The following is a 13,882-nucleotide window of genomic DNA, read 5'->3' as shown; positions in this document are numbered from 1 at the left end:
AGAGCACATAGATACAAAAGGAGGGTGCTATATGAGACTAGTTTTCAGCGGAGCAGCACATGAGGTAACAGGCAGCTGTCATTATCTGGAAGTGGGAACAACAAAATTCCTGGTTGACTGTGGTATGGAGCAGGGTGTCAACATTTATGAAAATGTAGAACCGCCGGTGCCGTGGTCGGATATCCAGTTTGTGCTTCTGACCCATTCGCATATTGACCATGTAGGTATGCTGCCTTACATTTATGCGAGAGGATTTAAAGGCAGGGTCATCGCGACCAATGCGACCTGTGACCTGTGCAACATCATGTTAAAGGACAGTGCGCACATTCAGGAGATGGATGCGGAGTGGAAGAACCGGAAGGCAAGACGTGCCGGACGCCCGGAGGTCCCGCCGTTATATGAGATGAACGATGCGCTGGGCGTTTTGGAGCATTTTGAAGGCTATAATTATGGGGAAATCGTGGAAGTCAACGATGAGGTTTCCATCCGGTTTACGGATATCGGCCACCTTCTTGGATCTGCTTCGATCGAGATCTGGATGAAGGAAGACGGTGTGGAGAAGAAGATTGTCTTTTCCGGTGATATCGGCAATTTCAACAAACCGCTGATCCGCGATCCGATCTACACAGCGGAAGCAGATTATGCGGTGATGGAGTCCACCTACGGGGACCGGTTCCACCAGAAAGGAAAAGACCATATTTCCGAGCTGGTGCGGATCGTCCAGGAAACGCTGGACCGCGGCGGCAATGTGGTGATTCCTGCTTTTGCGGTAGGTCGTACCCAGGAGCTGCTTTACTATTTCCGTCAGATCAAATCCCAGCATCTGATCCATGGACACGATAATTTTGAAGTTTATGTCGATAGCCCGCTAGCCGTGGAGGCCACCCATGTATTCAAGGAAAACCAGGTGGAGTGCTACGATGAGGAAACAAAGGAACTGGTTGAGGAGGGCATCAACCCGATCTCCTTCCCAGGCTTAAAGCTTTCCGTAACCAGCGACGAATCCATTAACATCAACTTTGATGCAAAACCGAAAGTTATCATCTCTGCTTCCGGTATGTGCGATGCAGGCCGTATCCGCCACCATTTAAAACACAATTTGTGGCGCAAGGAATGTACGGTGATCTTTGCCGGTTACCAGGCAGTGGGTACCATCGGAAGGGCACTGGTGGATGGAAGTAAGGAAGTAAAGCTTTTTGGTGAGAGTATCGATGTGGAGGCACACATTGAGGTGCTTCACGATATCAGCGGTCATGCGGACCAGAACGGACTTTTGGCCTGGGCCCTGGCATTTGAGAAGAAGCCGCAGCAGTTCTTCGTGGTTCATGGCAATGACGAGGTCTGCGACCGCTTTGCGGAGCTTTTAACCGAAAAGACCGGCGTGCCGGCCAAGGCACCGTATTCTGGTGCGGAATTTGATCTGATCAAAGGCATCTGGGTACGCGAGACTGCCGGAATCCCGATCCCGGCCAAGAGCGCACCGGCGAAGAAAGCGAGTGGAGTCTTTGCGAGACTTCTGGCTGCAGGCGAGCGCCTGATGGGCGTCATCCGCCGCAACGAGGGTGGAGCCAACAAGGATCTGGGAAAATTCGCAGACCAGATCAATGCATTATGCGATAAATGGGACAGATAGGAGAAATTAGATTATGTCAAAAGTACAGATTTACACAGATGGTTCGGCGAGAGGCAACCCAGACGGACCGGGCGGCTACGGAGCCGTGCTGCATTTTACGGACAGCAAGGGCGTGCTCCACGAGCGGGAATTGTCTGCCGGCTACAAAAAGACCACCAACAACCGGATGGAGCTGATGGCGGCGATCGTGGCTCTGGAGGCATTAAACCGTCCCTGTGAGGTAGATCTGTATTCAGATTCCAAATATCTGACGGATGCCTTCAACCAGCGCTGGATCGACAACTGGGTGAAGAACAACTGGAAGCGCGGCAAGAGCGGTCCCGTGAAGAATATTGACCTCTGGGAACGCTTATTAAAGGCGAAGGCACCGCACCGTGTGAACTTTATCTGGGTGAAGGGACATGCCGGGCACCCGCAGAATGAGCGGTGCGACCAGCTGGCTACAACGGCAGCAGACGGAACGGATCTTCTGGTGGATGAAGGACTGGACGCATAGAAGCGCGGGAAGCCGCTGATTTGTTGTGGAAGCGGTAACTGTTAAGGCTTTCTTACGATTTTTTACTTCTTTTGAACTTATATTTTCATTTCGTCCTGTTTGTGGTATGTTAAGTTCAGCAATAAACAGCCGGTACCGGATCTCTGACCGGTGCAGGCAGTGTATTTATATGGAACAGACAGAATCATACCACAGACAGGATTGAAGAAATTTATGAAATTAAAAGGAATCTGGGTAGCCATTGCAGTGATCTGCGTGGCTGGGGCTAGCATAACGAATTATTCCGTCCGGCATTTGGCAGCTGGTGGGAACGAATATGTTTCGGAACTCTCAGAAGGAAGCAATGAATCAGAAACAACGACCATAGCAGAAGAAGCTGTGGCACAGGCACTGGCTGATGCGGGACAGACAGAGACGGGACAGACACTCACTGGCATAGGGCAGACAGAATCCGGGCAACCTGTGACTGCCGCAGGACAGGCAAATGCTGGACAAACAGAATCCGGACAGGCGTTGGCTGGTGCTGGGCGGATAGAATCCGGACAGATGCCGGCTGGTGCTGGGCAGACAAAAAGCGGTCAGGCATGGACTGGTGTAGGGCAAACAGAAGAAGCACAGACAGCAGCAGGAAATGCCGGGGCATCAGATTCGCAGCCGCTTTTAAAAACGGCACCATCATCCGAAGTGCAGAGATCACCGGAAGCCGGGGCTGCGGTACAGGCGCAGGCAATGGATGAGTCCACGTATCCATCGGAGACTGCACAGACAGAAAAAAGCGGGATCATGTCCCAGCTTGCAAAACTGGACGAGCAGGCACAGAGCCGGCGGGAGGCAGCTGCGGAAGGAAGTGCCAATGCCATGAAGGCAGCAGCTGACTCGGAACGGAAAATCTGGGAAAATAAGCTTCAAGGGATTCTGGAAGTGCTGGAACAGCAGCTCTCCGGCGAGGAAAAAAACTCGTTTTTCGCAGAACAGCGCAGCTGGGTGCGAGACCGGGAGAGTACCGCGGTATCAAACTCAAAAAGACAGAATGGCAGTGCATTGGAAGAACTGGAATATATCCGTTCCCTGCGGGACATCACAAGGGAGCGGGTCTATGAACTTGCAGAGCGCTACGAAACCATTTTGGACGGGAAAAAGGAATAGATGTGAGAATGCAGGATTGGCATGCTGCCGATTTGCAATCCGCAATCCATGAAAGCAGGCAGGAACCATGTGTTCCTGCCTGTTTAGGTCTTGATAATTGTCTTTTCCTATGGTAAGATACAAAGATGAATTGATATTTTTCTGAACATAAGGAGGAATTTACTATGGCAGCAATCGCAACAAGTCTGATTGGATATACCGTAAAAGCCGTTATCTTTGCAGCACTCGCGTACGCGGGCATTATCTGCGGCAAGAAGTTCAGAGACAAGAAAGATGCAGACCGCGCATAAAGGGCGGTCTGGCAAAATCCAGCTGTTTCCTGTTCTATACAGCAAACAGTGATAATACGGAGGAAGTAGTAAAGTGAAGAAGTATGGAGTAAATGAACTGAGAAGAATGTTCCTGGAATTCTTTGAGAGCAAGGGACATCTGGCAATGAAGAGCTTTTCCCTGGTGCCGCACAACGACAACAGCCTGCTCCTCATCAACTCCGGTATGGCACCGTTAAAGCCTTATTTCACCGGACAGGAGATCCCGCCAAGAAGACGTGTGACCACCTGCCAGAAGTGTATCCGTACCGGTGATATCGAGAACATCGGTAAGACTGCACGCCACGGCACCTTCTTTGAGATGCTGGGCAACTTCTCATTCGGCGATTATTTTAAGGACGAGGCAATCCACTGGTCCTGGGAGTTCTTAACTGAGGTTGTAGGACTGGAAAAAGACCGTCTGTATCCGTCTGTATACCTGGACGATGACGAGGCATTCAACATCTGGAACAAGGAGATCGGTGTTCCGGCAGAGAAGATCTTCCGCTTCGGTAAAGAGGATAACTTCTGGGAGCATGGCGCTGGTCCGTGCGGTCCGTGTTCTGAGATCTACTATGACCGTGGTGAGAAGTACGGCTGTGGTAAGCCGGGCTGTACCGTAGGCTGTGAGTGTGACCGTTACATCGAGGTATGGAATAACGTATTCACCCAGTTCGAGAACGACGGACATGGCAACTATACCGAGTTAAAGCAGAAGAATATTGATACCGGTATGGGTCTGGAGCGTCTGGCCGTGGTTGTTCAGGATGTAGATTCCCTGTTCACCGTAGATACCAACAAGGCACTTCTGGATGAGGTTTGTGCCCTGGCACACACCGAGTATCAGGTAGACTATAAGAAAGATGTTTCCCTGCGTATCATCGCTGACCATGTGAAGTCCTGTACTTTCATGATCTCCGACGGCATCATGCCGTCCAACGAGGGCCGTGGCTATGTTCTGCGCCGTCTGATCCGCCGTGCGGCACGTCATGGACGTCTGCTTGGCATTGAGGGCAGATTCATGCCGGAGCTTTCCAAGACGGTCATCGAGCTTTCCAAGGATGGTTATCCGGAGCTGGAAGAGAAGAAGGCTATGATCTTAAAGGTTCTTGCAGAAGAGGAAGAAAAGTTCAACAAGACCATCGACCAGGGCCTTGCAATCCTTGCAGATATGGAGAGCGAGATGTCCGCAAAGAACGAGACCGTACTTTCCGGCGAGAATGCATTCAAGCTGTACGATACCTACGGATTCCCGTTAGACTTAACCATCGAGATCCTGGAAGAGAAGAACCTGACGGTAGACGAGGACGGCTTCCAGGCAGCGATGAAAGAGCAGCGTGAGAAAGCAAGAAAAGCACGTAAGACAACCAACTACATGGGTGCAGATGTTACCGTATACCAGTCTATCCCGGCTGAGATCACTTCCAAGTTCGTTGGCTACGACAGACTGCAGCATGAGTCCAAGATCACGGTTCTGACGACCGATACCGAGATCGTGGAAGCTTTAACCGACGGTCAGCGCGGAACCATCATCGTGGATGAGACGCCGTTCTACGGAACCATGGGCGGTCAGTGCGGCGATACCGGCGTGATCACCGGAGCCAACAATGGCACCTTTGTTGTAGAAGATACCATTCACTTACAGGGCGGAAAGATCGGCCATGTGGGACATATGACCAGCGGTATGCTGGCTGTGGGCGAGACCGTTACCTTAAAGGTAAATGAGGCTTCCCGCCGTTCTACCGAGAAGAACCACAGTGCAACCCATCTGTTACAGAAGGCACTGCGTACGGTATTAGGCGATCATGTAGAGCAGGCTGGTTCCTTAGTAACCCCGGACAGACTCCGTTTCGACTTTACCCATTTCTCCGCTATGACTCCGGAGGAGATCAAAAAGGTTGAAGATCTGGTAAATGAAAAGATTCAGGAGAATCTGGCTGTTGTAACTCAGGAGATGAGTCTGGATGAAGCGAAGAAGACCGGTGCTATGGCACTGTTTGGTGAAAAATATGGTGAGAAGGTCCGTGTGGTTAAGATGGGCGACTTCTCCACGGAGCTTTGCGGCGGTACTCATGTGGCTTCTACTGGCACGATTCATGCGTTCAAGATCTTCTCTGAGGCAGGCATCGCAGCAGGTGTCCGCAGAATCGAAGCACTGACCGGTGACGGTCTGATGCGCTACTATGAGAACATGGAGCAGGAGTTAGCAGAGGCGGCGAAGGCAGCAAAGACCACCCCGGCTGATTTAAAGAGCAAGATCGAATCCATGCTGGAGGAGATGAAAGCACTGCACGCTGAGAACGAGAAATTAAAGAGCAAACTGGCAAATGAAGCGTTAGGCGATGTCATGAACCAGGTTCGCGATGTCAAAGGCGTGAAGGTTCTGGCTGCAAAGGTTGCAGATGTTGACATGAACGGCCTGCGCGGTCTGGGTGACCAGCTGAAAGAGAAGCTCGGTGAGGGCGTGATCGTTCTGGCATCCGTTCAGGGCGATAAGGTTAACCTGATGGTAACCGCAACCGATGAGGCTCAGAAGAAGGGCGCTCATGCAGGCAACTTAGTCAAGGCCATTGCCGGACTTGTAGGCGGTGGCGGCGGCGGACGTCCGAACATGGCACAGGCAGGCGGTAAGAACCCGGCCGGTGTGGACGCTGCACTTGAGAAGGCTTACGAGACTGCAGCAGAGCAGATCCAGTAAAATATGTTGTAATACACAGACAGCCGGGATACGTTACTGTTTGCGCGATGCGTAAATAGCAGCGTGTTCCGGCTGTCCTGCAAAAAAATACGAAAATCCGCAAAAAAACTTAAAAAACAGTTGACGAATAGAGATTTTGTGCTATAATCATACCAGTGCTATAAAATACCCAAACAGTTGTATTATGCACAAGTACACAACTGGAGGGAGGTTAGGTGTGAGCTATGTCAAACGTTATCGTTAAAGAGAACGAGAGTCTGGACAGCGCATTACGCAGATTCAAAAGAAACTGCGCAAAGGCTGGTATTCAGCAGGAAATTCGTAAGAGAGAGCATTACGAGAAGCCAAGCGTAAGACGCAAGAAAAAGTCTGAAGCTGCAAGAAAACGCAAATTTAATTAAGCATTTCTCTGATCCCTGGTCTATGACCAGGGATTTTTTCATATCTTATTTGCAAAGGCTTTGCAGACAGAGACTGGGAGCGATACCGTGTTTGATCAGGCAAAACAGGCTGCAACAGAGCATTTGAAGCTTCCGGGAGATGTGGTCCTTGGGGAAATTTTGTTGTCTTTTTCCGGGAGATACAGTGTTACCGTGGAAAATTACCGGGGGATCCTGTGGTTTGATGATTCCTGCATCCGCCTGAAAGGCAAAGACTGCAGGCTTCAGATCTGTGGGAAGCGATTGAGGATTGAATATTACGACCGGGATGCCATGAAAATATCCGGGCAGATCCAGAGTATGGAATTTTGTGACTGAAAAGAGCAGGACAGGGAGGCTCACCTGTTTTGGAAAAAAGAAAACTGCGACGAAGCGGAAGCGACACAAAAAAGGGAACGGGATGAGTCTGGAACAGTCGGGAGGCGGTATGCAGCGTGCGGTGGCTGAAACAATGCTACACCGGATATGTAAAGGTACGCATGACAGGAGGCTCGCCGGAACGTTTTTTGAATCTGTGCCGGGGGAACGGGATTTCGTTATGGAATCTGACTTTTGAAAAGGAACAGTACCAGTTTTTTCTGCTGCTTTCTGATTTTTTCCGGATCCGGCCGTTCGTGCGCAAGGCTGGTGTTCGGGTCCGTGTTCAGGAAAAACTGGGACTGCCCTTTTTTTTATACCGGAACCGGAAACGAAAATTGTTTGCAGTCGGCATCGCGGGCTTTTTTCTCCTTTTGTTTGTGATGTCCCGGTTTATCTGGAATATCAGCTTTGACGGGAACCTTCGTTTTTCCAATGATACCCTGAGCAGGGAGCTTCAGGAAATCGGTGTAATTTATGGAATGCGAAAGTCACAGGTGGACTGTGACCAGATCGAGGAGGAACTTCGGAGCCGTTGTCCCCAGATTGTCTGGGTATCTGCCCATGTAGCCGGTACCAGGCTGCAGATCCGGATCCGGGAAAATGAAACAGCCGGAAAAATTCCATTAAAGGATGAGACACCGCGCAATCTGGTGGCCGAAAAGGCAGGAACAGTCGTTTCTATGATTGTAAGGGCCGGAAAAGCAGCGGTGCAGCCGGGAGATGAGGTGAAACCGGGACAGCTTCTGGTGGAGGGCATAGTTCCGATCACCGATGATTCCGGCGAGGTGGTGCGCAATCTGTTTGTGCGTGCAGATGCAGATATCCTGCTGCAGACACAGGAAAGCTACCGCGAAAACGTACCTCGTTTTGAACAGATCCAAAGCTATACAGGAAAAAAACAGACCGGATTCCGGCTGCGCATAGGCAGAATAGATCTTCTTGCCATGCTCCCTGTACAAAAGAAGAAGCTGTGGGAAGTTACGCGTGCCGGAAAGCAGCTGGTCTTGTTTGAGAACTTTTATCTGCCAGTCTGGATGGAGATAATCACGGCCAGGGAATATGAAGTTGTGGAGCGGAAACGTACGAAAACAGAGCTAGATGCCTTAACAAAAGCGGTTCATGAAAGGAAATTACAAGATTTTATACAAAAAGGGGTACAAATAATCGAAAATGATGTTAAAATATTAGATAACAGTACCGGCTGGACCATCTGCGGAAGCATGACTGTGGAGGAGCCTGCCGGGACCGGTCAAAAGCTAGAATAGTTCACAGGTAGAAATTTTCGGAACTGAAAATTTCGTATGATACAGTAAGGAGCAAATAAGACAGAATGAGTGTAATTGAGACAATAATTGATATCCCGGCAGAGCATGAGAAAAATGTATGCGGCCAGTTTGACGGCTATTTAAAAAAGATTGAGCGGACGCTGCATGTGACGATCGTGGCAAGAGATGGTGCCATCAAGCTGATCGGACCGGAACTGATGATCCACCGGGCAAAGAGCGTGTTCAACAATCTGGTTGAGCTGTCAAAGCGCGGCAATGCCATTACCGAGCAGAATGTAGACTATGCATTATCCCTTTGCTTTACCGAGTCAGACGATGCGATCCTGGAGATCGATAAAGATATTATCTGCCGGACCATCAACGGAAAGCCGGTAAAACCGAAAACGGTAGGACAGAAGCAGTATGTGGATACCATCCGCAAGAAAATGATCGTATTCGGCATCGGACCTGCCGGAACCGGTAAAACTTACCTTGCCATGGCCATGGCGATCTCCGCCTTTAAAAATGGCGATGTAAACCGTATCATTTTGACGCGTCCGGCCATTGAGGCAGGCGAGAAGCTTGGATTTTTGCCGGGTGACTTACAGAGCAAGATCGACCCGTACCTGCGCCCGCTCTACGATGCCCTGTACCAGATCATGGGTGCAGAGAGCTTTTTGCATAACCAGGAGAAGGGACTGATCGAGGTGGCACCGCTTGCGTACATGAGAGGCCGTACCCTGGACAATGCCTATATCATCCTGGATGAGGCGCAGAATACGACACCTGCGCAGATGAAGATGTTCTTAACCCGAATCGGCTTTGGTTCCAAGGTCATCATCACCGGTGATAAGACCCAGAAGGATCTGCCAAGCGGCGCAGTATCCGGTCTTGACGTTGCCATGAAGGTGCTTGGAAAGATTGACGATATCGGTTTCTGCAACCTGACCAGCAATGATGTAGTACGTCATCCGCTGGTTCAGAAGATCGTACAGGCTTACGACGATTACGAAAAGAAAACCACGCCAAAACAGCCTGCAAAGGAGAAAACGCATCGGCTGAGGGATTTCAAATATCATAAATAGGAACAAAGCTGCGATGCAAAACGTGCGGTGACGACACAGAATCGTTTCGATAAAACAGGACCGGAAGACTTGGTGTGCCGGTCAGAAAGGCGGAAGATACCATGACTATTAATATCGAATATGAGACAGATAAGCCTCTGGATGTGGACTATGAAAAGGTGGCAAACGACATCATCCCGGCGGCGCTGGATTATGAGAAATGCCCTTACGAGGCAGAAGTAAACCTGATCCTGACGGACAATGACGCAATTCAGGAGATCAACCGCGATTACCGCCAGATCGACCGTCCGACGGATGTCCTTTCTTTCCCAATGATCGATTTTGAGAAAGAATCCGATTTCAGCCATGTGGAGGAAGCAGTGGAGGATTATTTTAATCCGGAGACCGGAGAGCTGATCCTGGGTGACATCATTGTTTCGGTGGAAAAGGTGATCGAGCAGGCAGAAAAATATGGCCATTCCAGGGAGCGCGAACTTGCTTTTCTGATCGCGCACAGCATGCTTCATCTGTGTGGTTATGACCACATGGAAGATGCAGAGCGGGAAGTCATGGAAACCAGACAACGGGAAATACTGGCAGGAGAGGGCTATCATAGATGAGAAAAAACAAGGGGAAGAAGTATGCGTTAGGGGTTATGGCAGCGTGGTGTCTCACGGTGGGGGCTGTGGCACTGACCGGCTGTCAGGCAAAGGAAGCAGAGAATAAGATATCCGTAGAATCGGCAGTGCCGGAACCGGAGACAAAACCAATCGAGATTGAAACCGAGGCACCGGAAACCGAAGCGCCTGTGCAGGAGACCGATCTGGCTGATCCGGATGAGCAGGAGCCAAGAGTCGAAAAGGATGGCATGATCCGCAGTTATTTGACTGGAGAAATGGTGCCGGTATCCCAGGGAAACCGGCGTCCGCTGGCAATCATGATGAGCAATGACAAGGCAGCTTTGCCGCAGTATGGCATCAACCGGGCCGGGGTGGTTTATGAGGCTCCGGTTGAGGCAACCATGAACCGTTACCTGGCGATCATGGAAAATTATGATGACCTGACCCGGATCGGTTCAGTGCGCAGCTGCCGTACTTATTATGTATATTTTGCAAGAGAATTTGATGCAATCTATGCGCATTTTGGCCAGAGTACCTTTGCAAAGCCATATTTAAAATTCATTGATAACATCAATGGAATCGAAGGACAGGGAAGTACCGCATATTTCCGCTCCAAAGATAAAAAATCTCCGCACAATGCCTATGCAAGCTTTGCCGGGATCCAGCGTGCGATCGAAAAGCTGGGTTACAGCCAGGAATACGACGCAGACTATGACGGGCATTTCCGGTTTGCAAAAGAAGGCACGGAAGCAGTCATGCATGGAGCCGATGTGCGCGATGCTTATAAGGTAACGCCTGGCTACAAGTTAAACAATCCGTGGTTTGAATACCATGAGGACGACGGCCTGTATTACCGGTTCCAGTATGGAGGCCCGCATATGGGAGACGAAGGGCAGATCGCAGTGAAAAACATCATCATCCAGTACTGTCCGGCGGCTTATTACGCATCAACAGAGTACCGCAACATCAACGTGCAGGCCGATACCTGGGGATATTATATTTCCAATGGCAAGGTGGAAGACATCACCTGTGAAAAAGACGGGGAGTTTGGTGTGACCCATTACTACGATGCTTCCGGCAACGAGATCACCTTAAACCCGGGCAAGACCTGGATCTGCATCTGCACTACGAACGATATGCAGCCGGCGAAGATTGAATGAAAGTATAATCACTTGTTGAGCGTATCGAGGACGGTAAGTTGTCTGTAGCAAAGGTGACTTTTGGTGCAGAACCAAAAGATTATGAGGTGCAGGAATATATTCAAAAATATTATGCCAGTTTGAAATATATAACTCTTCATGACTTCCAACTATGATGCTTACCTCAACAGTCGGGTATAATGAGACTTTTTCTGTAAAAGTGTTCTCCTGCTGGTGTCAGTGAGAAGGTCCGGTTATGTCTGTCAAAAAGTTTTACCCCAAGCTCCTGTTCCAGCTTTTTTATCTGTTGGGAAATAGCTGATTGGGAAACATTACATTTTTCAGCAGCCTGATAAAAGTTCCCTGTTTCAATGATAGCCTGAAAATATTCAATCTGTCTAAATAGCATAGCGGAACTAATCAGGTGATAGGTAACATTTACTTCAGAATCAGTTAAGGGAATCCGTTTCCGTCCTTTTCATTCATACAACGTAAAAGACTAACGAACATATTTAATGAAACATCGAAACCATCTTCTTTTTGTTGTTTACCTATAATAACGATTGGAGTAGTCGATTATAGACACTGCAATCAAAAAAATCTGAAAATATATTTATCAACATTACATAAAAGTGTGTAGATGCACATAAAATGGGAATACATATTGAAAATCACGTCGTTCTGTGATAGAATCTCATTACTAAAAAGTGTGCAGATGCACGGAAAGGGGGAGCGTAACGATGGAGATTAAAAGAGACGCTTACCTACAGCAGCTGACCCTGCGAAAAGATAATGGAATGATAAAGGTGATTACCGGCATTCGTAGATGTGGCAAATCCTTTTTGCTGTTTACCATCTTTAAGAGATACTTACTGGAGAACGGCGTTGATGTTGATCATATTATTGAGATTGCATTGGACGGTATTGAAAATGAGGAACTAAGAGATCCTAAGGTGTGTTTCAAGTACATCAAAGATGCCATGAAAGACGATGGCAAATACTATCTGCTTCTTGATGAAGTGCAGTTTATGTCACAATTTGAGGAAGTGCTGAACAGCCTGCTCCGCATGAGCAATATTGATGTGTATGTCACCGGAAGTAATTCCAAGTTCCTGTCCAGCGACATTGTGACCGAATTCCGTGGCAGAGGTGATGAGATTAGAATCTACCCTCTCTCCTTTGCAGAGTTTTATTCTGTCTATGACGGCGATTATGATGATGCATGGGATGACTACATGATCTACGGAGGATTGCCGCAGATCGTAAGTTTCCAGAGCGAACGACAGAAAGCGGACTATCTGAAGAACATCTTTGCAAATGTCTATCTGAAGGATGTTATTGAAAGAAATAAGATTCAGAACGTGGATGAGATTGGGATTCTGGTTGATGTGCTTGCATCTGCAATCGGCGCACCGACCAACCCTTCAAAGATTGCCAATACCTTTGCCAGTGAGCGCCAGATGACTTATGCTAATAAAACCATCTCCAAGCATATCGACTATTTGACAGATGCCTTTTTGATTTCCAAGGCAAGCCGATACGATATTAAGGGCAGAAAGTATATCGGTGCAAATCTGAAATACTACTTTACGGATCTGGGACTGAGAAATGCACGTCTGAATTTCAGACAGCAGGAGCCTACTCATATCATGGAGAACATTGTTTATAACGAGCTGTTGATCCGTGGCTACAATGTTGATGTGGGTGTCGTGGATATCTTCGATAAGGATAAAGAGGGCAAACGTGTTCGCAAGCAGTTGGAGGTTGACTTTGTGGTGAATCAAGGAAACCAGAGATACTATATCCAGGTTGCATATGACATGACTTCGGAAGAAAAACAGACGCAGGAGTTCAATTCTCTGCGTAATATCCCGGACTCTTTCAAGAAGATCGTCATTGTAAATGGCAGCAAAAAGCCTTGGAGAAATGATGAAGGTTTTGTCATCATGGGAATGAAGTATTTCTTGCTGAATGCGAATAGTCTGGAATTTTAAGTCGATTTGAGTTGTTGCTGTGGTGTTGTTCTATTTCAAAAAAGAGTGAAATGATATAAATAAGGCCAGCCGATGTGGTAGCATTTATGTGGGAGTACATGAAAGTACCGGAGAATTCAAGAGAAAAAGTTAAGAATCTGCTTAAAGATGCAAATGAAAATGGAGTAAAAATAAGTCATCAGGCACCAACACTGTATGATGTTGTTCCGAAAGAAGAAATTGCTGAATTTGAAGAGCTTATGCGCAAAACCATAGCTGACATTGTATCAGAAGCCAGTAGCGTTGCCTGTTGGGTGTATGTGCAGAAATATGTGAAGCACAAAACCCTAAACGAAATGCTGCAAGAATTGCCAGACGTAAGTCAATTCATCCTAGCTATGGATACCTGGTTTGAAAAACTGATGGAGAAATAATCTGGGAAAAATATGATTGTTGAAATACCAGTATTTTTTGCTAAGGGTAAAACACCTATGCGTGTAGAATTACAGATTCGAACCAATGGTATGGATTTCTGGGCAACATTGGAACATCAACTTCGCTATAAAAAAGGAATTGAAGAAATGCCTGGCTATGATGAGATAAGTGAAGAATTACTTCATTCTGCAAGAGCTATCATTGAAGCAGATAATGAAATGCAGAGAATAAAAGACAAAATTGGTATGTTACACGAAATTTAGGATAACAAGCGGGAATCCTCGGTTATTCAATTGCCGAGATGA

At 48.1% G+C, this 13,882-nt stretch carries 14 protein-coding genes and 2 pseudogenes; 15 read left to right on the top strand and 1 reads right to left on the bottom strand.

Annotation, left to right across the window (positions count from 1 at the left end):
• Nucleotides 1–31 precede the first annotated feature (31 nt).
• The 12 genes and pseudogenes from DW922_RS13705 to DW922_RS13655 all read left to right on the top strand — a co-directional run.
• On the top strand, nucleotides 32–1,633 hold the full coding sequence (locus tag DW922_RS13705) for an MBL fold metallo-hydrolase (RefSeq protein ID WP_118726876.1): 1,602 nt from the start codon (nucleotides 32–34) through the stop codon (nucleotides 1,631–1,633).
• 13 nt (nucleotides 1,634–1,646) lie between these two features.
• The gene (rnhA, locus tag DW922_RS13700; RefSeq protein WP_118720116.1) at nucleotides 1,647–2,129 is read left to right on the top strand and encodes a ribonuclease HI; all 483 of its coding nucleotides are present in this window, start codon (nucleotides 1,647–1,649) and stop codon (nucleotides 2,127–2,129) included.
• Between the two features lie 213 nt (nucleotides 2,130–2,342).
• Nucleotides 2,343–3,275 carry a lysozyme inhibitor LprI family protein gene (locus tag DW922_RS13695; RefSeq protein WP_118726875.1) on the top strand — a complete coding sequence of 311 codons (933 nt, stop codon included), beginning with the start codon at nucleotides 2,343–2,345 and terminating at the stop codon, nucleotides 3,273–3,275.
• A gap of 164 nt (nucleotides 3,276–3,439) precedes the next feature.
• Nucleotides 3,440–3,565, top strand: coding sequence for a hypothetical protein (locus tag DW922_RS18320; RefSeq protein ID WP_279221163.1), 126 nt, complete (start codon nucleotides 3,440–3,442; stop codon nucleotides 3,563–3,565).
• Between the two features lie 106 nt (nucleotides 3,566–3,671).
• Complete coding sequence (gene alaS, locus DW922_RS13690) at nucleotides 3,672–6,281, top strand: alanine--tRNA ligase (RefSeq protein ID WP_243032246.1); 2,610 nt, start codon at nucleotides 3,672–3,674, stop codon at nucleotides 6,279–6,281.
• Nucleotides 6,282–6,505: 224 nt separating this feature from the next.
• Nucleotides 6,506–6,682, top strand: coding sequence for a 30S ribosomal protein S21 (gene rpsU, locus DW922_RS13685; protein ID WP_005539624.1), 177 nt, complete (start codon nucleotides 6,506–6,508; stop codon nucleotides 6,680–6,682).
• Between the two features lie 87 nt (nucleotides 6,683–6,769).
• Complete coding sequence (locus tag DW922_RS13680) at nucleotides 6,770–7,039, top strand: YabP/YqfC family sporulation protein (RefSeq protein ID WP_118720120.1); 270 nt, start codon at nucleotides 6,770–6,772, stop codon at nucleotides 7,037–7,039.
• A gap of 116 nt (nucleotides 7,040–7,155) precedes the next feature.
• Nucleotides 7,156–8,346 (top strand): sporulation protein YqfD, encoded by a 1,191-nt coding sequence (yqfD, locus tag DW922_RS13675; protein ID WP_118726873.1) that lies wholly within the window; start codon nucleotides 7,156–7,158, stop codon nucleotides 8,344–8,346.
• A 65-nt stretch (nucleotides 8,347–8,411) separates the two neighbouring features.
• Entirely contained in the window at nucleotides 8,412–9,431 is a 1,020-nt protein-coding gene (locus tag DW922_RS13670; protein WP_118726872.1) for a PhoH family protein, read from the top strand.
• Nucleotides 9,432–9,532: 101 nt separating this feature from the next.
• Nucleotides 9,533–10,030 (top strand): rRNA maturation RNase YbeY, encoded by a 498-nt coding sequence (gene ybeY, locus DW922_RS13665; protein ID WP_118532552.1) that lies wholly within the window; start codon nucleotides 9,533–9,535, stop codon nucleotides 10,028–10,030.
• Nucleotides 10,027–11,190, top strand: coding sequence for a DUF3048 domain-containing protein (locus DW922_RS13660; RefSeq protein ID WP_347560037.1), 1,164 nt, complete (start codon nucleotides 10,027–10,029; stop codon nucleotides 11,188–11,190). The genes ybeY and DW922_RS13660 overlap by 4 nt, the downstream gene beginning before the upstream one ends.
• 11 nt (nucleotides 11,191–11,201) lie before the next feature.
• Nucleotides 11,202–11,318 (top strand): annotated as a pseudogene (locus DW922_RS13655) (DUF2992 family protein); the annotation flags it as partial.
• Between the two features lie 35 nt (nucleotides 11,319–11,353).
• Here DW922_RS13655 and DW922_RS13650 read toward each other — a convergent pair.
• Nucleotides 11,354–11,578: a LysR family transcriptional regulator gene (locus tag DW922_RS13650; RefSeq protein ID WP_118726871.1), complete on the bottom strand. Its 225-nt coding sequence runs from the start codon at nucleotides 11,576–11,578 to the stop codon at nucleotides 11,354–11,356.
• A gap of 331 nt (nucleotides 11,579–11,909) precedes the next feature.
• Between DW922_RS13650 and DW922_RS13645 the strand changes: the two genes are divergently transcribed.
• The 3 genes and pseudogenes from DW922_RS13645 to DW922_RS13635 form a co-directional block, all read left to right on the top strand.
• Nucleotides 11,910–13,163 carry an ATP-binding protein gene (locus tag DW922_RS13645; protein WP_008400146.1) on the top strand — a complete coding sequence of 418 codons (1,254 nt, stop codon included), beginning with the start codon at nucleotides 11,910–11,912 and terminating at the stop codon, nucleotides 13,161–13,163.
• A 98-nt stretch (nucleotides 13,164–13,261) separates the two neighbouring features.
• Nucleotides 13,262–13,576: a hypothetical protein gene (locus DW922_RS13640; protein WP_347560322.1), complete on the top strand. Its 315-nt coding sequence runs from the start codon at nucleotides 13,262–13,264 to the stop codon at nucleotides 13,574–13,576.
• A gap of 9 nt (nucleotides 13,577–13,585) precedes the next feature.
• Nucleotides 13,586–13,840: pseudogene (locus tag DW922_RS13635) on the top strand (GTP pyrophosphokinase family protein); the annotation flags it as partial.
• Between the last annotated feature and the right edge of the window lie 42 nt (nucleotides 13,841–13,882).

Source organism: Clostridium sp. AM42-4 (assembly GCF_003480105.1).
GTDB lineage: Bacteria > Bacillota > Clostridia > Lachnospirales > Lachnospiraceae > Brotaphodocola.
This window is presented reverse-complemented; position numbering and strand designations above follow the sequence as displayed.

Excerpts from the sequence above, each read along its gene's own strand:
- DW922_RS13705 (WP_118726876.1), top strand. The coding sequence starts at position 32 with ATGAGACTAGTTTTCAGCGGAGCAGCACATGAGGTAACAGGCAGCTGT.
- rnhA (WP_118720116.1), top strand. The coding sequence starts at position 1,647 with ATGTCAAAAGTACAGATTTACACAGATGGTTCGGCGAGAGGCAACCCA.
- DW922_RS13695 (WP_118726875.1), top strand. The coding sequence starts at position 2,343 with ATGAAATTAAAAGGAATCTGGGTAGCCATTGCAGTGATCTGCGTGGCT.
- DW922_RS18320 (WP_279221163.1), top strand. The coding sequence starts at position 3,440 with ATGGCAGCAATCGCAACAAGTCTGATTGGATATACCGTAAAAGCCGTT.
- alaS (WP_243032246.1), top strand. The coding sequence starts at position 3,672 with ATGTTCCTGGAATTCTTTGAGAGCAAGGGACATCTGGCAATGAAGAGC.
- rpsU (WP_005539624.1), top strand. The coding sequence starts at position 6,506 with ATGTCAAACGTTATCGTTAAAGAGAACGAGAGTCTGGACAGCGCATTA.
- DW922_RS13670 (WP_118726872.1), top strand. The coding sequence starts at position 8,412 with ATGAGTGTAATTGAGACAATAATTGATATCCCGGCAGAGCATGAGAAA.
- ybeY (WP_118532552.1), top strand. The coding sequence starts at position 9,533 with ATGACTATTAATATCGAATATGAGACAGATAAGCCTCTGGATGTGGAC.
- DW922_RS13660 (WP_347560037.1), top strand. The coding sequence starts at position 10,027 with ATGAGAAAAAACAAGGGGAAGAAGTATGCGTTAGGGGTTATGGCAGCG.
- DW922_RS13650 (WP_118726871.1), bottom strand. The coding sequence starts at position 11,578 with ATGCTATTTAGACAGATTGAATATTTTCAGGCTATCATTGAAACAGGG.
- DW922_RS13645 (WP_008400146.1), top strand. The coding sequence starts at position 11,910 with ATGGAGATTAAAAGAGACGCTTACCTACAGCAGCTGACCCTGCGAAAA.
- DW922_RS13640 (WP_347560322.1), top strand. The coding sequence starts at position 13,262 with ATGAAAGTACCGGAGAATTCAAGAGAAAAAGTTAAGAATCTGCTTAAA.